The sequence below is a fragment of the Luteibacter sp. OK325 genome, assembly GCF_003050935.1.
GTDB lineage: Bacteria > Pseudomonadota > Gammaproteobacteria > Xanthomonadales > Rhodanobacteraceae > Luteibacter.
Window position 1 is genome coordinate 70076 of sequence record NZ_QAOX01000005.1, and the last position, 25153, is coordinate 95228.

Consider the following 25153-nt stretch of genomic DNA (forward strand, 5'->3'; position numbering starts at 1 on the left):
TTCGCCTGGCTTGCCGGAGCGCTAGCGCCCACTCTACCGTCATCCCGGTGTCAGGAGATGAAAGCGGCCGAAGTGGTCATGTCGCCTTAACTTCACCGCCATCCATACGGATAGTCGACCCCGTCATCCACTTCGCCACGGGTGAGACCAGGAAGGCCATCAGCTCGGCGATCTCTTCCGGCTCGCCATAGCGACCGATCCCGGCTTCGCGCGGAAACTGCTCCGTCGCCTCTTCCACCGTCATCCCGTGCAGCGGCGCCCAGTGCTCCAGATAGGAGCGACGCCGACCGGTCATCACGGCACCCGGCAACACGCTGTTGACCTGGACACCGTCAGCAATGCCGCGATCCGAGAATGCCTTGGCGAGGGCGACAATAGCGGCATTTATGGTGGCGACTGCCGCGTACGGGGCCTTCGGCGTTACTGCCGAGTTGCCGGATATCAGTACGACAGAGCCTCCGCTCTCCTTCAGCGCCGGCCACGCTTCGATCGTGAGGCGACGGGCCCCGTGAAGCTTGAGCGCCATACCGGCATCCCATTGCTCATCGGTCATCTCGAACAGATCGATCTGCGGAACAGCGCCGGCGATATTCAGGAGTGCGTCGATGCGGCCAAAGGTTGCCAGCGTCCGCTCGACGACCGTTCTTGCCGATGCCTTCTCGCCCAGATCGATGTCGACGACGAGGGCCGCTGCGCCCGATTGGCGAATGGTTTCTGCCGTTGCCTCGAGCTTTTCCCTATTGCGGGCGACGAGCACGACGGCAGAAAAATCTCGCGCGAGACGAAGCGCCGTAGAGCGACCGATACCCTGGCTGGCTCCCGTGACGATCGCTACGGACTTTGACATGGGATCTCTCCGGGTATCACTTCACGCAGCGCCTCGAGGATCAGCGCCACGACTGCCTCCGGCGCCGTGAGGCTGGGCGTGTGATCGACGGGCAATGCCCGCACGTGGGCGCCCATGCGTTCGGCCATGAAGCGCTGGATGGGCTCGATGATCATGCGGTCCTGCTCGGCGAGCAGATACCAGGTCGGGATGTCCTTCCACAGGGGGCGACCGACAGGTGCCGTGATGCAGGCGGGCGAGATCGGGCGCTGGGTCGCCGATGACAGTGCCTGGTCTTCCTGCGATGCGTTCTGCGCGAATGCCGACGCGAATGCCTCGTCCGGCAACCAGATCAAGCCGTGGCTATCCGGCGCGAGCTTCGGCGCCAGCGGGTGCGGTTCGTTGCGATAGAACACGTCCGCTACGGTTTCACCTTCATCGGGCGCGAGAGCGGCGACGTAGACAAGGGCCTTTACCTTGGGACTGCTTACGGAACCGATCACGGCGCCGGCATACGCGTGCCCCACGAGGACAACAGGGCCGTCGACGCGCTCGAGACTGCGCTCAACTGCGCTCACGTCGTCCGAGAGGCTCGTCAGCGGAACAGGCGCTGAAACCGCCTCGATGCTTGCGTTGCTCAAAAGGGCGATGACCTTGGCCCAGCTTGAGCCATCGGCCCACGCGCCGGGAACGAGAACGACCTGGGTGTTTTGCCTGGACATGGGAGTTCCTCCGGTGCCTTGCGAGACGATGATGATGTAACCATATTGAGTGACGTAGAAAGGTTATTCTTGTCTATGTAACTTGTCAACGCCAATTAAGACGGTTACCTTGACCTCGCCAATCGAGAGATCCCATGTCAGCACCGACCCCCGCGATGTTTATTGCCGATGCCACCGGCCTGGATTTCCTCAACTCCATAGCCACGCCCGTGAACGCCACTGTCGACTGGATCGACAACGGTGAAGGATTGCTTGACTGGCTTGAACAGGCTGGTCTGGTGCCGTCCGACGTACTGGCAGCCATGCGAGGCGGCGCGATGCCAGGCGAACTCGATGCTCTGGCAGGACAGGCTCGTGATCTGCGCGAGTGGTTCCGGGGCTTTGTCCTCGCGAACAAGGGCCAGGCACTGACCGCCGCAAGCCTTCATCAGCTGGATCGACTCAATGCGCTGCTCGCCCGGGATGAAGGCTTCGGACGCGTCGTCGCCCGGGAGTCGGGCGTTATAGGCTTTGAAAGGGTGCGCCGCTGGACGTCGCCGGAATCGCTACTGCTTCCCGTCGGCGAGGCGATGGCGAAGCTGGTGTCCGAAGAAGACTTCTCGTACGTAAAAGCCTGCGAAGGCCCCACATGCACCCTGTTGTTTGCCGATCACACGCGGGGCCACGTGCGCCGCTGGTGCAGCATGTCGGCGTGCGGCAATCGGGCCAAGCAACTCGCTCATCGACAGCGAGCGCGGGTGACCTGATAAGACGGTTGCTGAAGCCGGCTCAGTGTTCGCTTCGACCGGCGTCCTGAGCCTGGGTCACCAGAACCGACACGTCACTAGTCGTTAGTACCTTCAACTCCGCGAATGCCAGATCCGACGCGTGTCGATCACCGTTTCCCTCGCCATTCAACTTCATGCCGCCGTCCGGCGTCACTAAAAAAATGAAGTAGAACGGCGCCGCCGGATTACCCTCCTGCGTGACAACGACGAGTGATCGGGAATCGTCGCATGCGTAGAGGAGCCATTCGCTCCCGCCATAGGTCTTCTTCAATGGACCGCTGGTGCAGGAGAGCTTGGGTTTGGCCGGTTGGTCCGATGTCGTCGGCGCGTCGGTGGCGTATGAGGCGCCCGCAATGAGGAAAAGAACTGCCAGGAAAGCGTATTGCGCGAAATCTTTCACCGTTCGACCGCCTGTTCGGAGTTCCGGGACGTGCGCTCCTGGCGAAGCAGCCAGCGAGCGATCGGGTAGGCGCAGCGCACAAAGAATCCAGCGAGAACGATCTGCAGGATATTGATCGCGACGCTTAGCTTTCCACCACTTCCGAGCCATCTGAAGGCGGACTCGCCGCTCTCCGAGGCAAACGCCACGGCGTTGATCCAGAGCCTGATCAGGGGAAGGAGTGCTTCCTTTAGCCACCACAAGCCCATGAGCATGCAGCCAACGGCCAGCAGGTCGGCAGTCGAAGGCGTCACGTTCTCCATCTTTCCGAGGCCGGAGACAAGCCACCGTGAAAGCGGGCCACTCATGACCCAGACGACCGCGGCCATCGCCACGAACAGCGCGACAAGAGACAGGCCCAGCAAGGACGGATTCCCCCACTCAGCGGTCATCCTCTTCAATGCCTGCGCCGTCCAGAAAAGCTGGAATGCCGCCAGGCACAGCCAGAGGGCGAACAACCTCAAACCGACTGCAACGATCTGTCTTGCCGTCACGCCCTTTCCCCTGAGGCCGATCCCCGCAGATCCTGCTGCGCTTTCATGATCACGTTCAATGCCGACATCTCTCCCTCCCCCGTTGCGCCGTGCTGCCCAGACGCGTCCATGGGCGGAGCTTGCCGACGCCTGGGTCAATTCGCAAGCGACGTGCCGATTCGTAAGAACTTGCCAGCCATAAGAGAATCGATTGGTGCCTCTATGGAACCAGTCCGGTGCAGCCGCAGGACCTACTGGCCGCGCGACGGCGCACGTAGCATCGACTGGCACGCTGAGCGAGGTAGATATGAACATCCTGGTTGTCGGTGGTTACGGCCTGGTCGGCAGGAACGTTGTCGCGCGGCTGCGCTCAGCGGGACACGTGACCACTGCCGTCTCGCGCTCGACAGGTGTCGACCTGACGACCGGCAAGGGGCTGGCGCAGGCATTGAGCGGCGTAGACGTCGTCGTCGATGTCAGCAACGCGTCTTCGTTCAATGACATTTCCGCGTTCGAGTTCTTCAAGGTCGCCATCGAGAACCTCCTGATGGCGGAGGCCGAGGCGGGTGTGGGCCACCACGTTTCGCTCTCGGTGGTCGGGACCGGCCTGATCGACGACAGTCACTACCTGCGCGGCAAGGCACTGCAGGAAGAACTCATCCAGCGCTCGGGCATTCCATTTACCGTCGTCCAGGCGACCCAGTTCTATGAGTTCCTGGTCGACATCGTCAGCTCGGCCATTCGCGACCAGACCGTACGACTGTCTTCGGCCTTCATCCAGCCTGTCGCGTCAGACGATGTCGCAGCGGTCATCGCCCATGCGGCGGTGTCGCCAGCTGTCAACGGATCGATCCAGGTGGCCGGTCCCAACCGCGAGCGTCTGTTCGAGATCGTGCAACGGTTCCTTCTCGATATCGAGGCACCTTGTGAGGTGATCCTCGATGCGGATGCGCCGTACTTCGGCGCGGTGCTGAGTGAACGCGTCCTGCTGCCGCGAGCGGACGCACGCCTGGGCGCGCGCTGCTTCCAGGAATGGCTCGACCAGTCGGAGTATGCGCGCGTCGGCTGGTAGCCGTCCTAACCGCAGCACGAGCGGGAACGCGGCTCACGGTATTCGTCGTGGCGCTGCCACCACGCCCCGGTCTCATTGCGACCGTTGGGTGCGCGGTCTAGCCACTGATACATGCCCCACACCCCATCCAATCCGCGCGCGTACGTCGAGTACGCGTGGTAAACCACGCCATCTTCGAACACAAACGTGCTCAGGCCAGGTCGGTCGCACGTATACGTGGCAGCGTCGGTTCCGCAGGTGGCCGCGAATTGGGCGACCGGCTCCGGAACCGTCGTGGCGTCCATCGGATGCGTGCCACGCTGGTAGTTGTATTCGATATCGCCGTTACGCTGCTGCGCTTCGGTCACCGCCACGTTGAAGTCGAAGTTGAAATCGTCACCGCCGGACGAGGCCCACGGGAAGGTCCAGCCCATGCGCTTCCTGTACGCCTGGAGCTTTGCCAACGGTGCCCGCGACACGGCAACCAGAGACACATCGTGGTTGGCCAGATGGACGGCGATGCCGTTGAAGCCATCCGCTATCGCCGAGCATGAGGGGCAACCGGCGGCATAGTCGGGCCCGAACATGAAGTGATAGACGAGAAGCTGGGAGCGGCCGGCAAACAGGTCAGTCAGGGAGCGCGTGCCCTCGTCGGTGTCGAAGCGATAGGCCTTCTCCACCGGTACCCACGGTAGCGCCTGCCGCTGCCTTGCGACGGCATCACTGCGCCGGGTCAGCGCCTTCTCCTCTTCCAGCAATGCCAGCCGCGCCTTTAGCCACGTTTCATGGGTTCCAACGGTATGGCTGGTCATCGCTGCGGTCTCCTCGGGGTCGTGCGCTAGAGTAGGTCCGACTCGTTCGGGATGGGGAGTGACAAGCGTGGCGGGATTCCGATGGACTCGCTGATCACGGCCGCGGCGCGTGCGCTCGCCGGGGGCGATCCCCTTGGCGCCTTGAACCGGGTCGCCTTGCGCGACGATGCGCCTGCCCTGGCCTTGCGCGGTATCGCCATGGCGCAGCTCGGCGACTTTGCCCGGGCATCCGCGCTTGTACGGCGAGCTGCGCGCGCCTTCGGAGCGAAAGAGCCTGTCGCCCGCGCCCGATGCATCGTGGCCGAAGCGGAGATCGCCCTTGCCTCCCGCAACCTCGGCTGGCCGACAAAGGCACTCGATGTTGCACGAGTCACGCTCGAAGCGCGCGGCGACCGCGTCAATGCCGCGCATGCGCGCTACCTGGAGAGCCGGCGAGCGCTGCTGATCGGACGCGTCGACGAAGCGGATGGCGCTCTCGCCACGCTCGATGTTGCGTCCCTGCCACCCGCCTTGATGGCGGCTTGCCAACTGGTCGCAGCGGGCATTGCCATGCATCGCGTGCGGGCGAGTGATGCGCGCGCCGCGCTTTCGCACGCACGCGACGCTGCGCGAGCGGCCGGTATTCCTGCTCTCATCGCTGAAGTCGAGAGTGCGTCGATCACCCTCGATTCGCCGGTGGCACGTCTGCTTGCGCGAGACAAGGAGCTGTCGCTTCGTCTCGATGACGTCGAAGCGCTACTGGTGTCTCGTGCCCTCATCGTGGACGCGTGCCGCAACGTCGCGCGACATGCAGGCACCGTCGCATCGTTCGCGACTCGCCCTGTCTTGTTCGCCCTCGTACGGGCCATGGCGCAAGCGTGGCCGGCCGATGTGTCCAGGGAAACACTGATTGCCGGTGTGTTTCGCACGAAGCATCCCGACGAGTCGCATCGCGCACGGCTACGCGTCGAAATGGGGCGACTGCGCGACCTGTTGCGACCACTGGCCGATGTACAGGCGACCAAATGCGGCTTCGTGCTGATCCCGCGCGACACGGACGAGGTGGTGGTGCTCGCCCGTCCCATCGACGAGGTCCACGCCACCCTGCTCGCCTTTCTGGCCGATGGTGAGGCCTGGTCGAGCTCCGCTCTCGCGCTGGCTCTCGGCGCCAGCCAACGCAGCGTGCAACGCGGTCTGGAGTCACTTTCCGCAGCGGGAAAAGTGCAGTCGTTCGGCGGCGGGCGGGCGCGCCGATGGATAGCGCCGGCTCTCCCCGGATTCGCGACGACGTTGTTACTCACCACCCCGCTGCCCGGTGATTAGGATGAGGCCATGAAAACAAAAGCAGCTCAGGTTTTACGCGAGTACGGTCCCTTCCCGGGTGTCGACAAGGTGGCTGGCGTGACGTTCGATGGCGAGCACGTATGGCTCGCTTCCGGAGGCCAGTTGCGAGCCCTCGACCCGGAAAGCGGTGAGATCGTGCGGTCGATCGACGTGGCCGCCCACGCGGGCACAGCCTTCGACGGCACACACCTGTTCCAGCTTGCCGAGGATCGCATCCAGAAGGTCGATCCGAAGACGGGGCAGGTGCTGGCCATCATCCCGGCGCCCGGCAACGGTGGCGACTCCGGCATGGCATGGGCCGAAGGAACGTTGTGGGTGGGCGAATACCGGAACCGGAAGATCCATCAGATCGACCCCGAGACGGGCCGGATCCTTCGCAGCATCGACTCCAACCGCTTCGTCACGGGCGTCACCTGGGTCGATGGCGAGCTATGGCACGCCACCTGGGAAGATGACGCCAGCGAACTGCGCCATATCGATCCTCAATCCGGCGAGGTGATCGAGAGCCTGGCCATGCCGACGGGTGCCGGCGTATCCGGACTCGAATCCGACGGGAAGGATCGGTTCTTCTGTGGTGGTGGTGACAGTGGCAAGGTCAGGGCAGTGAGGCGCGCGCGGTAACCTCGAAGGTCACGAGTCGACGCTACGCATCGCCCTCCAGCTCGGCAGCGATGAAGTCAACGAAGGTGCGCGCCGCCATGCGGGTGGCGCGCCCCAAGGGAAAATACGCATGGACAGGCAGGTCCGCCATCCTCCATTCGGGAAGAAGCTGGGTGAGTGCTCCGCTATCGAAGTCCCGGCGACACGCCCATGAGGTCGTCGAGGTAATGCCAAGGCCGCCCACGGCCGCAGCGAGCGCACCTTCGGTATCGTTGGTCGATAGATTCGGTTCCACGTCGACCGAGATCGACTCGCTATCGCGCTCGAAGTGCCACGAGCTGACGTGCATGCCGGCCGGCCCGCGAACGATGCGATGGCCCGGAATATCCTCGGGACGGCCCGGCGTTCCGCAGCGCGCCAGGTAGGTCGGTGAGGCGACGATGACGCGATGCATTGTCCCGATCAGTCGGGCGGTGCCACCGGAGTCGGGGAGGGGCCCCACGCGAATGCCGACATCTACCGCCTCGCGGACCATGTCCTGACGCTTGTCGTCGAGAAGCAGCTCCACCTGGAGCATCGGATGGCGCTCCGTGAAGATGGACAGCCGCGGTATGACCACCCGGATGGCCAGCGTGGACGGCATGCCCACGCGGAGCACGCCACGCAACTCACCCGTCTCGCGCACACTGTTCTCGGCATCCTCGATGGCCGCAAGGATCGGCTCCATGCGCGCAAGAAACTCCAGGCCGGCCTCGGTGGGGACCACGGCGCGGGTGGTGCGCGACAGCAGGCGCGCGCCGAGGCTGGCCTCCAGCTCGGCCACCATGCGCGACACCTGCGACTGGGCCAGTCCGCTCTCACGGGCGGCCGCGGAAAAGCTGCCGAGCCGGGCGACGCGGGTGTAGAGCCGGAACGTGAGGATGTCCTTCAAGGTGCCCCCGGCATTCATGCGCAGCCAGCATGGATGCTAGCGGGGACGTGCCAGCTATGCCAGTTCGGTATAGGGCCCGTCGGGGCAGGAGACGCAATTTCGGCAACCGCCTTCCTGCACCGCCAGACCGCTCTTTCCTAGGAAGAAGAGGTAGCTGCGGACGAGCGTGCTTCTGTCGCGGGACATCGCCTACTATCACACGATGAATACACCGCTCGTGGCTCCCAGGAAAGATACGAACCAAGGCAGCCTTGCCGTCGTCGGCATGGGCATGACCCTGGGTTCCCACCTCACCCCGCTGGCCCGCAGCCACATAGAACAGGCCGATGTCATCTTTGCCGGCCTCTCGGACAACATCGTCGAGCAGTGGCTGGAACGCATGCATCCGGACGTGCGCAGCCTGCAACCGTACTACCAGGAAGGTAAGTCGCGCCGGAAGACCTACGAGGAATGGGTCGACCTGATGATGACCGAGGTCCGGGCGGGCAAGCGCGTGTGTGGCGTGTTCTACGGTCACCCTGGAATCTTTGCCTGGTCGCCGCACAAGGTCATCGAGGTCGCGCGCGCCGAGGGCTTCCAGGCACATATGGAACCGGGTGTTTCGGCCGAGGACTGCTTGTATGCCGATCTGGGTATCGACCCGGGAACCGTCGGCTGCCAGCACTACGAAGCCGGTCAGTTGCTGTTTTACGAACGTCGCGTCGATCCCAGCGCCTATCTGGTGCTGTGGCAGGTCGGCCTCGTCGGCGATCGTTCGCTGGCCCGTTTCACGACTGGCGGCGCATATCGCCAGGTCCTGGTCGACGTGCTGAGCCAGGACTACCCGCTGGATCACGAGATCATCCTCTACCGCGCGGCCACATTACCCATCCAGCAGCCGCGCATCCGCCGTATCGCCCTGCGCGACCTGCCCCATGTCGACGTGCCCACCGAAGAGACGGTGGTCTTGCCGCCAGCCGCACCGCTGAAGGCAAACATGGCGATTCGCGAGCGGCTGGCCGCGCTCGACAAGCTGGAAAAGGAAGCATCGCTGGCGTAAGCCAGATCATCCCTCTATCGCGCCCACAACCACAGGAAGGGTAAGCACATGCTGGATACCATCGATATGCTGGAAGCGATCGGTAGCGACGCCTCGCTGCGCCATGCGACGCCGAACGAACTAAGCGCATTCCTCGAACGAGAGCACGCTTCGCCGGCACTCACTTCCGCTGCCGCTTCCGGCGACAGCTCAGAGCTCTTTGCAGAGCTGGGGTACACCGTCATGCACGTACCGCAGGTCTCACAGTATTTCTTCGGGACCACATCCTGAGATCTTCGTAATCGCGTTTTCATAGCCACAACAAACAGGGGACTACATGTCACACACGATTGAACTACTCGAGGCCATTGGCCGCGACGCGTCGCTACGCCACGCTTCGTCCGAAGAGCTTGCACGCGTTCTCCAGCAGGCAAAGGCCTCCGAGGCCCTCACGGCGGCGGTAGCCTCCGGCGACCGTTCGCTGCTTGCCGTGGAGCTGGGCAATAAGATCAATGACGTGCCCCAGGCCACTCAGAGCCCGGGCTATGAGGAAAATGAGCCCAATCGCGAGACCGACAAGTCGGACGCGCCTCCGGCGACGGATGACGGGAAGTCGTCCACCGAATCATCGACCAAATAGTGATGGCGGGGCTGCCAAGCCGCATCCGGGCCAGGACCGCTATCGCGGTCCTGGCCCTTTGCTGGCTTGTGCAGCCCTCTCTCGCGAACGCAGACATCGACCACACCCGATTCCTGGACGACACCGAAAGCCTGCGTACAAAGGACCATCCACAGTTTGTCCAGCGCCTGCATCAGATCCATTCTGAATCGAGCAGCCTGACCACTGCCGATCAATGGCGCCTGCGTTACCTCGACGCATGGGAAGCGATGTTCGAGGGCGAGTACTCGAAGTCGGAGGTCCAGTTCGACGACATCATCAAGCATTCCGGCGACACCACCCTTGTTACAAAGGCATCGGCGCTCCTTCTCAGCAACCTGGCGTTCAATCGCCGCTATGAGGAGGCGTTCGCGCTGGCTAATCGCCTGGCGACGACGCTTCCCACGGTGACCGATCCGTTAGCGCGAGCCACGCTGCTTACCAATCTGTCCCAGATGATGAATTTTGCGGGCCAACCCGACCTCGCCTTCAAATACGCCGACATGGCCGAGAACGCGGTCCCCCCGGGCGAAACCGCATGCCGGGCCGTCTGGTACAAGGCGGCCGCGCTCTTCAGCGGAAAGCGCCTGAAATCGTCGAGCCCTGAGTTGCGGTTGGCTGTCGATACCTGCGCCGCTGGGCGGGAGAAGGTGACCACCGACAGTGCCCTGCTCCTCATGGGAACCCTCTTACTCGAAGAAGGACAACCCCAGAAGGCCATGGCTCTGCTGGATCGCATCGAGCCGAGCATTCGCATCAACCACTATTTTCCCAACGAGTTGTCCGCGCAGCTACAGCGTGCCCAGGCCTATGAAAAGCTGGGAAATGACAGCGAGGCGAAGAAGGCGGCCCTGGCTCTTGTGGCCATGAACGGTCCCAACGACATCAGCGATTGGCTCAGGGAGGCCTATGAAATTCTCTACCGGGTAGAGAAGCGCAAGGGAAATGCCGTCACCGCTCTGTCGTACTACGAACACTTTGTGGCTCAGGACAAGGGCTATCTCAATGATGTCGGCGTCAGAAGCCTGGCCTATCAGGTAAGTCAGCAACATCAGATGGTGCAGACTCTCGCAACGGAGGGCCTGAGCAGACAGAACCGCATCCTCCGTTTGCAACAGGCGCTCGACGCGAACACGGTGGCTACGGGCCGGCTCTACATCGCACTGCTCCTGGTGGTCCTGGCATCCATCGGACTGCTGTTGTTCCGGGTGAAGCGTTCGCAACTTCGCTTCAAGAGGATGTCCTCGCTGGACGGCCTGACCGGCATCCTGAATCACCAGCATTTCATGAGCGGGGCCGAGCGGATGCTGCGTGTTCAGGAGAAGAAGGTTGGCAGCGCCTGCCTCATCTCCATCGACCTCGACCACTTCAAGCAGGTCAACGACACGCATGGCCATGCCATGGGTGACATCGTGCTCCAGTACACCGTGGCCGTTCTCCAGGAGCACCTGCGCCCGAGCGACCTGTTCGGCCGCCTGGGCGGCGAAGAGTTCGGCATCCTCCTCGCCGGTTGCTCGAGCAGCCAGGCGGTAGCGACAGCCCAACGCCTGCGCGTCGCGATCGAAGCGAGTCCGGTCACGGACGACGGCCGTATCGTCCCGCTCTCGGTCAGCGTCGGCGTCGCCTCCACCGACAGGTGCGGATACGTTCTGGCGCGTCTGTGCCGCGAGGCAGACACGGCGCTGTACCGGGCCAAGCGCGCCGGCCGCAATCGTGTTGTCACCGATGCCGAGAACGACACGCTCACCGCGGCTTGAGTCGTGCTAGAGCTTGCTGTGCTCCACCTGCCGCTCGCGTTGCATCAATGTCCATTCCGCGTGCTCCGTCAGGGCGGCATCGCCCAGTGACAGAAGAATGGCCCGCTGTTGGGCGGGATCCTGCGTGCCATCCAGGGCCGTTCGCGCGCTGGCGAAGATGCGTTGCATGAAGCGGTACTGCCGGATCAATTCCCGGTCCGCCTTGCGGTAGGAGTACGCCTCGCGCACCGCCGCGATGATCGATAGCACGGCCATGAGGGTGACCAGGGTCACCTTGGCTTCCTCATCGAGCTTCAGGGCGAAGGCGGCCAGGAAGACGCTGATGGTGACGCCACCCCACAGGCTCACACGCCCGATGGTTTCGGTGATGTGGTGCACGCCGCTACGTTCGGCGCTCTTGCGCTCGTAGTAATTGAGCTGGCCCGACTTGCCCGATTCACCCACCCACTCGGCGATGACCTCCGCGAGCGCGGCCGTGGTCGGCGCTTCGGGATGCGTCGACGGATAGAGGCTGGCCGCGCGCATGACGTTGCGTATCCAGCCCAGTTCGATGTTCTGCTTCTGCAGGAAGTTATCGTGTGCGAACTCGTGGTCCGCGCTGGCGACGATACCGGCACGGCGCCAGCAGGACTGGATACGCAAGCCTTCGGCGAGGGCGCGGTAATCGAGGTATTTGCGATGCCAGCCACGACGATGCGCGAGTGTGGCGACGATTCCGCCCGTGGCGAACATCACCAGGAACAGGTAGATCAGGAAGTTGCTGCCCGGCAGATGCGCATAGAAGGTGAACGCGATACCCATCAGGCCGGCCAGCGTGTACGTCAGGCGCATCGCCATGATCACGCGGCGGCGGAAATGCACGGCCAGCCAGTCGGCGGCATGAAACAGCCGGTCGATCTCCGCGGTTGCACCCGACGGTGGCCCGGCCATCTCGCGCGGAGCTTCATCGATGGCTTCCGCGTGACGCGCGCATTCGTTGTTGAACTCGGCCATGCGCGAGAACATCAGGCGGAAGTCGTCTGGCAACGTCGCGTGGAACGCCATGTCTTCTGCGCTTCGCCAGCCTGATTGCATCGCCTGGAGGCCCGGTGCCGGGCCGTCGCCCTCGCGCGAACAGACGATGTGATACAGCAGGCTCTCATCGCTGCCGGTGAGTATGTGTCGCGAATGAGGGTGTCGCAGGACCAGGCCCGGTGGCGCGCCGGTGAGATGGTAGTGCACGATCTGTGCTGTTCCGCCGAGTCCGGCCGCTCCATTGCCGTCCCATATGCTCAGCAACACGTGGCAATGACTGGCGATGTAGACGCCAGCCTTCGCGTACTGGCGGTCGCGCGCCGCACCATGCGCACCGATCACATGGTGGGGCTGTTCCATCAGCCGCGGAAGCAGAACCACTTCGGCACGACTGCATAATGCTTCGAAGTTCGCGCGCACGGCAGGTGTCGCGAAGTCGTCGACGTACAGCGCTCGCGGCAACGGCAGGGGCGCTATCAGGCGTGCGCCGGCGGCCAGTGCTTCTTCCGCGATCAACTGGTCGCCGCCTTCGGCGAGGGCCGAAAGCACCACCAGCGGCAGCTCGGGAAATGCCTCGCGAAGCTGGGCAAAGAATGCGCGCACGCTCTCGCGGAGGGGCTCTACTTCGTCAACGGGAATATCCCGATGGCTGGTAACGCCGACGACCAGTGGGGTCATGGCAGCTTGCCCGGCCATGGGAATCCCAGGCAGCGGCCGTTGCCGGCCACCACCGATGGAACCGATCGGGTCCCTGCCGCCTGGATCGGTGCGCTGCCTCATAGGCTCAGGTGTTCTTGATGCCCGGGTTCGTGGTCACCCTCGACGGGCCACCACCGCGCTCTTCGTCAGCCTCGCGTTCACGCGAGTTCTCGGTTTCTTCGTCGAGGGGATCGTCCGGTTCATCGCGGTCTTGTTGATTGCCGAGCTTGGACATGATGTTCTCCCACTGGGTGGATGGTGATGAGGGACGGCTTGGTTACTCCCGCTCTTGCGGTGGCCCGCCGCCCGTGGCCACGAGCAGTTCATGCTGGAATGCCTGGTTTACCGGGTAGTCGATATGCTCCCTCCGCAACACGCGCAACAACCCCGGGTCGCGATAGCCGCTTGCCCAGAGGCGCTGGATGACCGCCGTCGCATCCGGCTTGCGTTGCAATGCCAGCAGCGCCTCGACACGCAGCGCCTGCAGGCGGGGATCGCCCTGCCCGCTCCTGGCCGTCTGCACGCTGTCCAGCGCTTCGCTGCGGAGTTGTCGGGCTGCCTGCTCGTCGGTCGTGACGGTGGCCAGTGACAGTCGTGCCGCCGTGCCCGCGAGCAGGGTGGAGCGATCGTCAGGTAGCTGGACCATCAGCGGCGCGAGCGCGTGCAGCGCAGCCGTGACGCGCTCACGCGCTTCGTCCTGCCGTCCGGCTTCGCGTAGCTGCGCCGCCTGCTCCACCAGGGCTTCGGCGTACTCACGCTGCCAGGCCGCGTTGTCGGGATCGTGCCGCGCCAGTCCGGTGAAGATCGAGAGCGCTTTGTCCGTAAGCGCCGTGGCGGACGGGAGGTCGCCACTCAGGCGACGCAAGCGGCTCAGCTGTGTCGCATACAGGGCCGCGTGTTCCTGGAAATCGGTGTTGCTCGGATCCAGCACGCCGAGTTGCGTCGCCATGTCGACGGCACGCTGGAGTCGATCCATGCCGGCCGTCGTGTCACCTGTGAGCGCCTGCGTCCGTCCAAGGATGGCGTGTACGGTGAGCAGGTTGTCGCGCCGGCTCATGTTCTTCGGCTCGGCCGCCGACAGGCCGGACTGGATCCGCTCATCCGCACCGTACCGGGCAACGGCCTCCGCGAGGTCGCCGCGCATCAAGGCCAGCTTGCCGAGGTTGTTGTATGCCGAACCGAGGTACTCGACCCAGTCCGCGTTGTGCGGTTGGCCGATGACCAGGTCCTGCATCTGGGCGAGCATGTGCCGGTACTGCGCAGCCGCCTGATCCAGCTCGCCGCGGGCCTCCATGACATGGCCGATGTTGTTGTCCAGCGTGGCACGCTGGAAGGCAAGCTGCGTGTTGCCCGGCGCAAGCACGGCGGCCCGTTGCAGCGTGGTCTGTGCGCCGGCGAAGCTCCGCTGCGCGTCGTCGAGTTTGCCCTGTCGCCACTGGGTCATGCCGATGAAGGCACCGACTTCCGCGAACGCCAGTTGCCGCTCGATATTGGCCGGTGCCGCGTCGGCCAGCCGTTTTGCCACGGCATTGGCCGCTTGATACGAGGTCATGGCGGCGGCTAGCTGACCCTGGTCCAGGCGCACGCTGCCGATCTTCTCCAGCGCCGAGGCACGCTGCGCCAGCGCCCGGTCGGTGACTTCGTCCATCGGCTGGGCCTGGAAGTACTTCATGGCCTGGTCGTCCACCGCTTCCATGATGTCCAGCCGCGACACCTGGGCCAGCTTGTCGTTGAGGTCGCCGAGCATGAAGCTGACCAGGTCCTCGGCCTCCTTCTGCCGCCGCTCGGCGGCGTGGCGAGAGATGAAAGCGCTGATCGCCAGGCCGGTCGTCACCGTCATGATGCACAGGGCGACGACGGCGAGCGCCATCGCGCGCCGCATGCGCCGGTGCAGATCGCGTTGCTTCAGGTCATCGAATGCGACGTCGAGAATACCGGCGAGCAGTTTGATCTTCGCAATGAGCTTGCCGTCACTGCCGAGCCTCACGTCGGCGGCGATGGGCTCGATGGCCTCGCCGCCCAGGCGATAGCGCAGTGCCGGAACGAAACACTCCTCCGCTTCGCGCCCATCGACCCGACTGACGTTCGGCTCGCCGGCGACGATAAGACAGAAGATCCGTTCATCCCGACCGAGCCGCTTGAACGAGAGCACTTCCTCATTGACCCACCGCGACACCGCAGCTTGCGGCGAACAGATCACCAGCAGGCATTCGGATTGCGCAAGGGCCGCGTTGACGGTGCGACCGAGGTCGTCGGCGCTGGCAAGTTCGTCGCGATCACGAAAGACCGGCGCCAGCCTGGCGGGAATGACGCCCATGGCTGTGGACTTGCCCACGAGGCGCTTCGGGATGACGTAGGTTTCCAGGGCGCGATGCAACCACGCCGCCCAGGCTTTGTCCTGGTGGCTGTAGCTGATGAAGGCGCGGTACCGATAACCCGGCCCGATGGAACCTTCGCTCGACACGCGTGCACCCCGCAGGTCGTGGGTAGCCTCCCCGGGCGGCCCGAAGCGACACGCTAGCACCGAAATGTGACGCAGCGCACATTTTCACGTCATTTGCACACCCAGGCGTTATCGCTGCTTCCACAGCGTCTTCACGCAGCACCCTCCTGCAAAAACCGACCGAGGGCTGCTAGAAGCCCTCCAACGGGCAGATGACACTCAGGTTGTCGTTGCACCTTCGCAACGGCGCGGAGTTGGGGAAAATCCATATGCCTGGCAGAAGCTACATATTTCCGGTGGCCTGCGCCCTGGTCCTGGTCGCCTGCGGCAACCACGGCGCTGCACCCGCCGCCGGACCGGCCGAGGTCGACGTAGCCGTGGTGGTCAACAAGTCGGTCACGGACTGGCAGAGCTACTCCGGAAGGCTGCAAGCCATCGACCATGTGGACATCCGCGCCCAGGTGCCGGGCACCATCATGGCCGTCTATTTCAAGGACGGGCAGATGGTGAAGAAGGGCGATCCGCTCTTCCTGATCGACCCTCGCACCTATATAGCGGCAGTCGACCGCGCCTCCGCGCAGCTTGCGGCCGCCCGCGCCCATGAGAAGTTCACTTCCGCCGATTCCCAACGCGCGCAGAAGCTCCTGCAGGGCAATGCGATCTCCCGGCGTGATTTCGACGACCGCTCCAACGCCGCTCTCGTGGCCACGGCGGAGGTCAAGGCGGCCGACGCCGCGCTCGAGGATTCACGGGTCAACCTGGGCTACACAAAGATCGTCGCGCCGGTCGACGGGCGCATGTCGCGCGCGGAGCAGACGGTCGGCAACATCGTCGCGGCCGGCTTCAGTTCACCGCCCCTGACCACCCTGGTTTCCGTCAATCCCATCTATGCCGGCTTCGACGCGGACGAGCAGACCTACCTGAAGTACCTGAGCCAGGCGGCCAACCACGATGTGGCGGTGCGGCTCGGCCTGGCCAACGAGACGTCGTTCTCGCGCACGGGCAAGATCGCCTCGGTGGACAACCAGCTCAACAGCGCCACCGGGACGATCCGCGTCCGTGCCGCCTTCGACAACGCCGACGGCGTGCTGCTGCCGGGCATGTTCGCCCGCGTGGCGGTGGGCGGAGGCACGGCGCATCCGGCCATCCTGATCGACGACCGCGCGATATCCACGGACCAGGCGAAGAAGTTCGTTCTGGTGGTTGACGACAAGGATCACGCTCAATACCGCGAGATCGTGCCCGGATTGATGGTGGACGGCCTGCGCGTGGTGGATTCGGGCCTCAAGCCCGGTGAGAAGATCGTGGTCAACGGCCTGCAGCGTGTGCATCCGGGCGACCCGGTACACGCGAAGGTCGTCCCCATGGCGGGCGAGGAAGCCGTGGCGAGTAGCCCCTGATGAATATTTCCCGCTTCTTCATCGACCGGCCCATCTTTGCCGGGGTGCTCTCGACGCTGATCCTGCTGGCCGGTGTGATCGCCATGTTCCAGCTGCCGATCTCCGAGTATCCGGAAGTGGTGCCGCCGTCGGTGGTGGTCTACGCGTCGTATCCGGGCGCCAATCCGAAGGTCATCGCGGACACCGTGGCCGCACCGCTGGAAGAGCAGATCAATGGCGTGGAAGGCATGCTGTACATGCAGTCCCAGGCCAGCAGCGACGGCAACATGGCGCTCACGGTCACCTTTCGCCTGGGCATCGATCCGGACAAGGCCCAGCAGCTGGTGCAGAACCGCGTGTCGCAGGCACTCCCGCGGCTGCCGCCCGATGTGCAACTGCTCGGCGTCACCACCATCAAGTCGTCGCCGACATTGACCCTGGTGGTGCACCTGATTTCGCCCGACGCCCGCTACGACCAGACCTACCTGCGCAACTACGCCCTGATCAATGTGAAGGAGCGCCTCGAGCGTCTCAACGGGATCGGCCAGGTGGTGCTCAAGGGATCGGGCGACTATGCCATGCGCATATGGCTGGACCCGAAGAAGCTGGCGGAACGCAATCTCACGGCATCCGATGTCGTCGCCGCCATCCGGGAGCAGAACGTGCAGGTGGCCGCCGGCGTCATCGGTGGTTCGCCCATGAGCGGAGCGGTACCCCTGCAGCTGAGTATCAACGCCAAGGGTCGTCTGCAGACCGAACGGGAGTTTGGCGACATTGTGCTCAAAAGCACCAACGGTGCGTTGACCCACGTCCGCGATGTGGCTCGCGTGGAACTGGGCGCGGCAGAGTTCGGCTCCCGCGCCCTGCTCGACAACAAGCAGGCCGTGGCGATGTGGATCTTCCAGCTGCCGGGCGCGAACTCGCTGCAACTGTCGGAGGATGTGCGCGCGGCGATGAAGGACTTGCAGAAGGACATGCCGCCGGGCGTCGAGTACAGCATCGTCTACGATCCGACCACCTTTGTCCGCTCCAGCATCGAGGCCGTGATCCACACGCTGATCGAGGCGATCTGCCTGGTGGTGCTGGTGGTGATCCTGTTCCTGCAGACCTGGCGCGCGTCGCTCATCCCGTTGCTCGCGGTGCCCGTGTCGATCATCGGCACGTTCTCGATACTGTTGTTACTCGGCTATTCCATCAACGCGCTCTCCCTGTTCGGCATGGTGCTCGCCATCGGCATCGTCGTGGATGATGCCATCGTGGTCGTGGAGAACGTGGAACGAAACATCGAATCCGGACTGTCCGCGCGTGAGGCCACTTACCAGGCCATGAGCGAGGTGAGCGGACCCATCATTGCCATCGCGCTGACGCTCGTCGCCGTGTTCGTGCCGCTGGCTTTCATGTCCGGCCTTACCGGGCAGTTCTACAAGCAGTTCGCCATGACCATCGCCATCTCCACGGTGATCTCCGCTTTCAACTCGCTCACCCTATCGCCGGCCTTGGCCGCGCTTCTGCTTAAGGGACATGACGAGCCGAAAGACTGGCTGGCCCGGGTGATGGACCGCGGGCTGGGCGGCTTTTTTCGCGTGTTCAACAAGGTCTTCCACCGCGCCTCGGAAGGTTACGGTCACGGCGTCACGCGGGTCATTGCACACAAGGGCGGCATGCTCATTCTCTATGTCGTGCTGCTTGCCGGCGCCGTGATGATGGGCCGGATCGTGCCGGGCGGCTTCGTGCCCGCGCAGGACAAGGAATACATCATTGCCATCGCCCAGTTGCCCAATGGCGCCTCACTGGACCGTTCCGAGGCGATTACCCGCGAGATGGGCGAGATCGGCATGAAGCAACCGGGCGTGGCCCATGCGGTGCAGCATCCGGGGCTGTCGATCAATGGCTTCGTGAACTCGTCCAGTTCGGTCGTGATGTTCCTGGCGCTGAAACCGTTCGCCGATCGCCACGGGGCCGGCGAGTCGGCGGGTGCCATTGCGATGGCGTTGAACCAGAAGTACGCCGCTATCAAGGGTGCGTATATCGCCGTGTTCCCACCGCCGCCCGTGCTCGGTCTTGGCACGCTGGGCGGCTTCAAGTTCCAGATCGAGGATCGCGGGGCGCAGGGCTACACGGCGCTTAACGACGCGGTGAAGGCTTTCCTTACGAAGGCGGCGAAGGCACCTGAGCTCGGCCCTACCTTCTCCAACTACCAGATCGACGTGCCCCAGCTGCAGGTGGACCTGGACCGTGACAACGCCAAGCAGCTCGGCGTGGCGGTCACCGATGTCTTCAATACGATGCAGGTGTTCCTCGGCTCGCAGTACGTCAATGACTTCAACCGTTTCGGCCGCGTGTTCCAGGTGCGCGTGCAAGCGGACGCGCCGTTCCGCGCGCATCCCGACGATATAGGCCTGCTGAAGACGCGCAACGTCGACGGACAGATGATTCCCCTGGCGTCGCTGGTCAAGGTCTCGACCACCTTCGGTCCGGAATCCGTCGTGCGCTACAACGGCTACACGGCCGCCGATATCAATGGCGGCCCCGCGCCGGGTTATTCCTCCGGCCAGGCACAGGCTGCCGTGGAACGCGTGGCTGCCGAAACGCTGCCGCGTGGGTTCAAGCTCGAGTGGACCGACCTCACCTACCAGCAGATCATCGCGGGCAACGCCTCGCTGCTGGTCTTCCCGGTGAGCCTGTTGCTCGTCTACCTGACGCTGGCCGCACTGTACGAGAGCCTGACGTTGCCGTTGGCCGTGATCCTGATCGTACCGATGAGTCTTCTGTGCGCACTTATCGGGGTGTGGCTGGACAGGGGCGATAACAACATCTTCACCCAGGTCGGCCTGATGGTGCTGGTGGGCCTGGCGTCGAAGAACGCGATCCTGATCGTCGAGTTCGCCCGCGAGCTGGAGATACAGGGGCGCTCCATCGTCGATGCCGCGATTGAAGCGAGCCGCCTGCGTCTGCGCCCGATCCTGATGACCTCGATCGCCTTCATCATGGGCGTGTTGCCGCTGGTGCTTTCCTCCGGCGCGGGTTCGGAGATGCGCCACGCCATGGGCATCGCCGTGTTCTTCGGCATGCTCGGTGTCACGCTGTTCGGCCTGATGCTGACACCGGTCTTCTACGTGATCCTCCGCCGTCTCTCGGGCGGCCATCTTCTGGAAGACAAACACGGCAAGAACGGGCGCGTCATCGGCATCGAAGACGCCGGCCCGGGGAGTCCGACATGAAATCCGTGCCTGCAATCGCCAGCTGGGGCCTGTTGCTGGTCGGCCTGAGCAGCTGCTCCCTCGCGCCGAAGTACAGCGTACCGCCGGCGGCGCCATCGCCTGCGTTCAAGGAGACGCTCAGCGCCGCCGAGGCGGGCACATGGCAGACCGCCGTGCCCGCCGAGAACGCCGCACGCGGCGAGTGGTGGAAGGTGTTCAACGACAGTCAGCTGGATGACCTCGAAGGCCAGGCGCTGGCCGCCAACCAGAACCTCGCCGCCGCCGCCGCGCGCGTGCAGGAGGCGCGCGCCATCGAGGGCGTGACCGGTGCGGCGCGCTTCCCCAGCCTCTCTGCCGGGTTTGGCCCATCGCGCCAGCAGAACGCGCCTGACTCGCTCGGCGTGCCCGCCGATAGCCCCCGCCCGGACGCACAGACGGTGTGGCGGGCCCAGGCCAATATCTCCTACGAGGTGGACCTGTTCGGTCGCGTCGCTTCCTCGGTGCACGCGGCGCATGCGGATACGCAGCAGAGCGAGGCCCTGTTCCGTTCCGTACAACTGGCTCTGCAAGCTGATGTCGCGCAGAACTATTTCAACCTTCGTGAGCTCGACGCCGAGCTGGCGGTTTATCATCGCGCCGTCGAGTTGCGCACCGAGGCACTGACCTTCGTGCAACACCGCGCGGAGGCTGGCGAAGTAAGCGATCTGGAACTTGCCCAGGCGAAGGCCGAGCTGGCCTCGGCTAAGTCCGACGCGATGACCGTGGAACGGCAGCGCGCGGCGTCCGAGCATGCGCTGGCGGTTCTGCTCGGCAAGGCGCCGTCCGAGTTATCGGTGGCGCCGCGGCCGCTCGAACCGGTGGTGATCCATATTCCACCGGGCATGCCGTCTTCGCTGCTGGAGCGCCGGCCCGACATCGCCGCCGCCGAGCGGGCCATGGCCGCGGAGAACGCGCGCATCGGTGTCGCCCGAGCGGCGTACTTTCCTTCCATCGTGCTCACCGGTACGGGTGGTTACGAGTCGTCCGCCTTCAGCGACCTGTTCAAGTGGTCGAGCCGCAGCTTCCTTCTTGGTCCGCTGGTCGGCACGGCCGCCAACCTGCCGATTTTCGACGGTGGCGTGCGCAAGGGCAATCTGGCCAACGCCAGGGCGCGATACGAGGAGAATGTCGCCAAATACCGTCAACAGGTCCTGGTGGCCTTCCAGGAGGTGGAAGACAACCTCGCCAACCTGCGTATTCTCGAGAACCAGACACGTGTGCAGGGTGACGAAGTGGCCGCCTCGACGCGCGCAGCCGAGTTGTCGAAGACGCAATACGAGGACGGTTCGGTGGCCTATCTCAATGTTATCGATACGGAGCGCGTGGTGCTCGACGCGCGGCTCACCGCCGTGCGATTGCGCGGCATCCAGGCCACCTCCACGGTGAACCTGATTCGTGCGCTTGGCGGTGGCTGGGGCGATGCGCCGGCGGCAACCGCATCGCCCGCGACGGATTGATGCGACGCGGCATTCCGGCTACTCCAATGACGTCCGTCTTATAATGAACGCATCCGCTTAAGGGAGACCGCGACCATGGCTGCAACGACGTTGGGTGCGATGCTTCGAATCACCGAGAAGTGTGCGAAGGCCGATTGCCTGCGCGACCTCGAACAACAGGCGAATCAGCAGGGGCCATCCGCCGAGAAGGATCTTCGCCTGGTACAGGAGTTTCTCGATACGGCGAAGACCCAGTTCACCACCCGGATCCTCGCCGGTACGGAGGTGAAACCGATCCAGCTTGGCGCGGGCCAGAACACCACGGTCGCGTTGATCCTGCAGACATTCCGCTGGGCGCCGGATTACGACATCCGCAATCCGACGCACCCATATAACGCCGCGTGGAAACCTTTCGTCACCTGGTGCGAGGAGAACGACCTCGAGCCGGTGCTACGCAAGTATCACGACGCCAAGGGCAAGGAGCACTGGTACACGCTGAGCGTGCGCTCCGCACCGGAACATGCCGCCGGACACGCGGCGGCCACCGGCGCCTGACGAGCCGGCTTTCGTTTCCGAAAAAACCGTGGTATTCGAGAAGGCATGCGGGCGGACGTCGGCCACCATAGGGCGCGCGGCATACCGTCGATGCCTCAAGGGGAATGCCACCGATGTATGCGATCGTCGTTTCGCTTGGCGTGCTCGTGCTGGCCTGCGGCAGCCTGTTCGTGGGCGGTTGGATCTCCCGGCGCATGCCGGAGGAACACCTCGTCTACGAGGCGCAGAAATCCGCGCAGTTCGGCATCAGCATGATGGCTACGCTGGCCGCGCTGGTGCTCGGCTTCATGGTCACCTCGGCACGCGCTACCTTCGACCGCGCCAATGACGACATCGTCGGCGTTTCCACATCGATCCTCCTGCTCGACCGCGCACTCTCCGGCTACGGCCCTGAGACCGCCCGGATTCGCACGGACGTTCGTGCCTTCCTGGCTCACGCCACCGAGCGCGTCGCTCCCAATGGAGAGATGCAAAAGGTGGTGTTCCGCCTTCCGCATACCAGCCTCAGCCTGATCACCGAGCTGCAGGCATCGATCCTCGCGCTGCACCCGGATACCGAAGGCAAGCGCTGGTTCCAGTGGCGCGCGCTCGAGATCACGTCCGATCTCGGCAAGGAGCGCATCCTGACCTCGGAGCACGAGCGATCGTCGGAGCCCACCTTCCTGCTTATCGTCGTGACCGCATGGATCGTGCTGATCTTCATCGGCATGGGGACGTTCGCCATGCACAACGCGTCGGTTCGTCTCGTGTTGTTCTGCGCCGCCCTGGCTTTCTCCGGCTCGATCTTCCTGATCATGGAGCTGGAGGCGCCGTATACCGGCGTGTTGCGCGTATCCGGCGAACCCTTGCTGCAGGCAGCCACGGAACTTGCGTTGCCGTGAAAGGATTGACACTTGCCAGCACCCGTCGCTGTGGGAGCCGCTTCAGCGGCGATGCTTTACCTTTGCGCAGAAAGCCGCGTATAAGCGGAATACATTCGCGCTGAAGTCAACGATGAACATCACCCTCGACGAGATCCAGAACTTCATCGCCGTCGTCGATACCGGTTCGATCACCAAGGCGGCGCAGCAGCTGGACCAGACGGTGTCGGCGGCGAGTCGCACGCTCGGCCGCCTGGAAGAGAAACTGAAAACCACCCTGCTCCGTCGTATCACGCGACGTATCGAGCTGACGGACGAAGGTGAAGCATTCCTCGAACGCGCGCGCGATATCGTCGCCGCGGTGGAAAATGCCGAAGAGCAGATGGCCACGCGACGCAGCAGCCCGGCAGGCCGTCTACGGGTCGACGCCGCGTCGCCTTTCATGCTGCACGTGGTGGTGCCTCTCATCGCCGGCTACCGCGAGCGCTTTCCCGACGTGGACCTGGAGCTGCACAGCAGCGAGGGTTACATCGACCTGCTTGAACGGCGAACGGATGTGGCGTTACGCATCGGCAGGCTCAAGGACTCCACCCTGCATGCGCGACCGATCGGCAGCAGTCGCATTCGTTGCCTGGCCAGTCCCGCGTACCTGGAGGCGCGCGGCATGCCGCGCAAGGTGTCGGAATTGTCGAAGCACTCGCTGCTCGGCTTCACCGAGCCCGACACGCTCAACGACTGGCCCCTGCTCGACGAGAAGAAACAGCCCGTGCACATCAAGCCGACGATCAGTGCCTCAAGCGGAGAGACCCTCCGGCAACTGGCGATCGAGGGCAACGGCGTCGTCTGTCTCTCCGATTTCATGACACGCGATGATCGCGATACGGGCCGGCTGGTGCAGGTGTTGGCGAAACACACCGTCGAGTTCCGCCAGCCGATCAATGCCGTTTACTACCGCAATACAGCGATCTCCGCACGCATCGCTTCACTCGTGACGTATCTGGTCGAATCCATTGGCGAGAGCGGCTTCGATCACTGACCGCGCAGCGGTCCGCCGACTCAGACACCCGGCGGATTCGAATCGATCACCTGTACCTTGCCGCCCGTGGTCTCCGGCTGCACGCTTTCGTCGGTGGCCAGCAGCACGGAACCCGGCGCCAGCAGGGGAACGATCTTCTCCATGAACTCGCGCGGCACGGAGACGCGATCAACCAGCGCTTCGTCCACGACCTTGCCGGCTTCGTCGCCATGGCCGGGAATACCGATGGTGATCCAGTTGGGCATCTGCAGGCCGGCGCGCTGCGGCGCGTCGGGCATGTAGCCGGAGGCGACGATGAAGGCGTGCGTGCCAACCAGCGGATCTTTCACCTCGACGCGGCTGCGGCCGATTTCGATGCCGTTGCGGAAGACGATGACTCGACTATCGGCAACGCTGAGTACCATCGAGATGGGACCGGTGGGCGAGGCGTCCGGGTTCCAGCGATACGGCACGCCGTCGGCCAGCGGCGCCAGCGGCAGGTCGCTACCGTTGTGCGGATCGATCGGGATGACCGCGCTGGGATGCACGACCGTCACCGGCGCCGTGCCCTGCTCGGCGACGACCACGGTCATGCCCATGTTGGTCGCGTCGAACAGCAGGCGTGCGAACTCGGTGGGCATGTGCACGCAGCCGTGCGATTCCGGATACCCGGGCAGACCACCCGCGTGAAGCGCTACGCCGTCCCAGGTCAGGCGCTCCTGGTAGGGCATGGGGGCGTCGTCGTACTTCTTGGAGTGGTGGTCCTTGTCCTTCTGCAGGATGGTGAACACACCGGTGGGCGTTTCATGGCCCTTCTTGCCCGTGCTCACCGTGGTCACCCCGATGAGGATGCCGTTGCGGTACGCGTAGGCGCGCTGCTCGGTGATGCTTACGATCACTGCCATCGGGCCGGGCGAGGCGCCGCGGCCGCCCCAGATCCACTGGCCCGGCTTGAGATCGCCCGGCCGGGTGTCGGAGGGACTGGATTGCTTCGCCCCCCACACCGGAACGGGATTGGCGGCGAACGACGCCGTGGAAAGCGATACGAACAGTACGACGGCAGCGACAACGCGTTTCATCCGGATCTCCGATGTTCCCCTTCGCACTGAGCGTAAACCGAGTACGGCCGCACGCGC

At 64.1% G+C, this 25153-nt stretch carries 24 protein-coding genes; 14 read left to right on the plus strand and 10 right to left on the minus strand.

Translation table 11 applies throughout. The annotated features are described in order from the left end of the window. Positions 1-76 precede the first annotated feature (76 nt). Positions 77-847 carry an SDR family oxidoreductase gene (locus tag C8J98_RS12380; RefSeq protein WP_107913510.1) on the minus strand — a complete coding sequence of 257 codons (771 nt, stop codon included), beginning with the start codon at positions 845-847 and terminating at the stop codon, positions 77-79. After that, complete coding sequence (locus tag C8J98_RS12385; RefSeq protein ID WP_107913511.1) at positions 832-1548, minus strand: alpha/beta hydrolase; 717 nt, start codon at positions 1546-1548, stop codon at positions 832-834. Before C8J98_RS12385 ends, C8J98_RS12380 begins: the two co-directional genes overlap by 16 nt. Before the next feature lie 134 nt (positions 1549-1682). On the opposite strand from C8J98_RS12385, the gene C8J98_RS12390 reads away from it, so the two are divergent. Further along, the gene (locus C8J98_RS12390; RefSeq protein ID WP_107913512.1) at positions 1683-2294 is read left to right on the plus strand and encodes an ABATE domain-containing protein; all 612 of its coding nucleotides are present in this window, start codon (positions 1683-1685) and stop codon (positions 2292-2294) included. 22 nt (positions 2295-2316) lie between these two features. On the opposite strand, the gene C8J98_RS12395 is transcribed toward C8J98_RS12390, so the two are convergent. After that, positions 2317-2715 (minus strand): hypothetical protein, encoded by a 399-nt coding sequence (locus C8J98_RS12395; protein ID WP_107913513.1) that lies wholly within the window; start codon positions 2713-2715, stop codon positions 2317-2319. Then, on the minus strand, positions 2712-3248 hold the full coding sequence (locus tag C8J98_RS12400; RefSeq protein WP_107913514.1) for a hypothetical protein: 537 nt from the start codon (positions 3246-3248) through the stop codon (positions 2712-2714). Before C8J98_RS12400 ends, C8J98_RS12395 begins: the two co-directional genes overlap by 4 nt. Before the next feature lie 286 nt (positions 3249-3534). Here C8J98_RS12400 and C8J98_RS12405 point away from each other — a divergent pair, with 286 nt between their 5' ends. Beyond that, on the plus strand, positions 3535-4299 hold the full coding sequence (locus C8J98_RS12405; RefSeq protein ID WP_107913515.1) for an SDR family oxidoreductase: 765 nt from the start codon (positions 3535-3537) through the stop codon (positions 4297-4299). A gap of 5 nt (positions 4300-4304) precedes the next feature. Here the strand turns inward: C8J98_RS12405 and C8J98_RS12410 are convergent, their stop codons facing one another. Then, on the minus strand, positions 4305-5090 hold the full coding sequence (locus C8J98_RS12410) for a DUF899 domain-containing protein (RefSeq protein WP_107913516.1): 786 nt from the start codon (positions 5088-5090) through the stop codon (positions 4305-4307). Between the two features lie 81 nt (positions 5091-5171). Between C8J98_RS12410 and C8J98_RS12415 the strand changes: the two genes are divergently transcribed. Together C8J98_RS12415 and C8J98_RS12420 are read left to right on the plus strand one after the other, a co-directional pair. Further along, entirely contained in the window at positions 5172-6392 is a 1221-nt protein-coding gene (locus tag C8J98_RS12415; RefSeq protein WP_107913517.1) for a helix-turn-helix domain-containing protein, read from the plus strand. A gap of 9 nt (positions 6393-6401) precedes the next feature. Then, positions 6402-7034: a PQQ-binding-like beta-propeller repeat protein gene (locus C8J98_RS12420; RefSeq protein WP_107913518.1), complete on the plus strand. Its 633-nt coding sequence runs from the start codon at positions 6402-6404 to the stop codon at positions 7032-7034. A gap of 22 nt (positions 7035-7056) precedes the next feature. Here the strand turns inward: C8J98_RS12420 and C8J98_RS12425 are convergent, their stop codons facing one another. Further along, entirely contained in the window at positions 7057-7944 is an 888-nt protein-coding gene (locus C8J98_RS12425; RefSeq protein ID WP_107913716.1) for a LysR family transcriptional regulator, read from the minus strand. A gap of 202 nt (positions 7945-8146) precedes the next feature. Between C8J98_RS12425 and C8J98_RS12430 the strand changes: the two genes are divergently transcribed. Genes C8J98_RS12430 through C8J98_RS12445 form a run of 4 tightly spaced genes read left to right on the plus strand, consistent with a single transcriptional unit; the run spans position 8147 to position 11377 of the window. After that, positions 8147-8983 carry an SAM-dependent methyltransferase gene (locus C8J98_RS12430; RefSeq protein ID WP_107913717.1) on the plus strand — a complete coding sequence of 279 codons (837 nt, stop codon included), beginning with the start codon at positions 8147-8149 and terminating at the stop codon, positions 8981-8983. A gap of 48 nt (positions 8984-9031) precedes the next feature. After that, complete coding sequence (locus C8J98_RS12435; RefSeq protein ID WP_107913519.1) at positions 9032-9253, plus strand: hypothetical protein; 222 nt, start codon at positions 9032-9034, stop codon at positions 9251-9253. A 46-nt stretch (positions 9254-9299) separates the two neighbouring features. Next, a complete protein-coding gene (locus C8J98_RS12440) occupies positions 9300-9602 on the plus strand; it encodes a hypothetical protein (RefSeq protein ID WP_199229903.1) in 303 nt (100 codons plus the stop codon). A gap of 2 nt (positions 9603-9604) precedes the next feature. Next, on the plus strand, positions 9605-11377 hold the full coding sequence (locus C8J98_RS12445; protein ID WP_233260235.1) for a GGDEF domain-containing protein: 1773 nt from the start codon (positions 9605-9607) through the stop codon (positions 11375-11377). A 6-nt stretch (positions 11378-11383) separates the two neighbouring features. Here C8J98_RS12445 and C8J98_RS12450 read toward each other — a convergent pair whose 3' ends face one another. The 3 genes from C8J98_RS12450 to C8J98_RS12455 form a co-directional block, all read right to left on the minus strand. Continuing rightward, on the minus strand, positions 11384-13069 hold the full coding sequence (locus C8J98_RS12450; protein ID WP_107913520.1) for a DUF4231 domain-containing protein: 1686 nt from the start codon (positions 13067-13069) through the stop codon (positions 11384-11386). A gap of 106 nt (positions 13070-13175) precedes the next feature. Further along, positions 13176-13325, minus strand: coding sequence for a hypothetical protein (locus C8J98_RS22050; RefSeq protein ID WP_158272691.1), 150 nt, complete (start codon positions 13323-13325; stop codon positions 13176-13178). A gap of 42 nt (positions 13326-13367) precedes the next feature. Further along, positions 13368-15554 (minus strand): toll/interleukin-1 receptor domain-containing protein, encoded by a 2187-nt coding sequence (locus C8J98_RS12455; RefSeq protein ID WP_233260217.1) that lies wholly within the window; start codon positions 15552-15554, stop codon positions 13368-13370. Positions 15555-15802: 248 nt separating this feature from the next. On the opposite strand from C8J98_RS12455, the gene C8J98_RS12460 reads away from it, so the two are divergent. The 6 genes from C8J98_RS12460 (at position 15803) to C8J98_RS12485 (ending at position 24038) form a co-directional block, all read left to right on the plus strand. Further along, on the plus strand, positions 15803-16933 hold the full coding sequence (locus C8J98_RS12460; protein ID WP_107913521.1) for an efflux RND transporter periplasmic adaptor subunit: 1131 nt from the start codon (positions 15803-15805) through the stop codon (positions 16931-16933). After that, positions 16933-20133 (plus strand): multidrug efflux RND transporter permease subunit, encoded by a 3201-nt coding sequence (locus tag C8J98_RS12465; protein ID WP_107913522.1) that lies wholly within the window; start codon positions 16933-16935, stop codon positions 20131-20133. Before C8J98_RS12460 ends, C8J98_RS12465 begins: the two co-directional genes overlap by 1 nt. Continuing rightward, positions 20130-21608: an efflux transporter outer membrane subunit gene (locus C8J98_RS12470; protein ID WP_107913523.1), complete on the plus strand. Its 1479-nt coding sequence runs from the start codon at positions 20130-20132 to the stop codon at positions 21606-21608. Before C8J98_RS12465 ends, C8J98_RS12470 begins: the two co-directional genes overlap by 4 nt. 75 nt (positions 21609-21683) lie before the next feature. Further along, complete coding sequence (locus tag C8J98_RS12475; protein WP_107913524.1) at positions 21684-22142, plus strand: hypothetical protein; 459 nt, start codon at positions 21684-21686, stop codon at positions 22140-22142. A gap of 113 nt (positions 22143-22255) precedes the next feature. Continuing rightward, positions 22256-23023, plus strand: coding sequence for a hypothetical protein (locus tag C8J98_RS12480; protein ID WP_158272692.1), 768 nt, complete (start codon positions 22256-22258; stop codon positions 23021-23023). Positions 23024-23135: 112 nt separating this feature from the next. Continuing rightward, positions 23136-24038 carry a LysR family transcriptional regulator gene (locus C8J98_RS12485; protein ID WP_107913526.1) on the plus strand — a complete coding sequence of 301 codons (903 nt, stop codon included), beginning with the start codon at positions 23136-23138 and terminating at the stop codon, positions 24036-24038. Between the two features lie 20 nt (positions 24039-24058). On the opposite strand, the gene C8J98_RS12490 is transcribed toward C8J98_RS12485, so the two are convergent. After that, positions 24059-25096, minus strand: coding sequence for a L,D-transpeptidase (locus tag C8J98_RS12490; protein ID WP_233260218.1), 1038 nt, complete (start codon positions 25094-25096; stop codon positions 24059-24061). Positions 25097-25153: the final 57 nt, after the last annotated feature.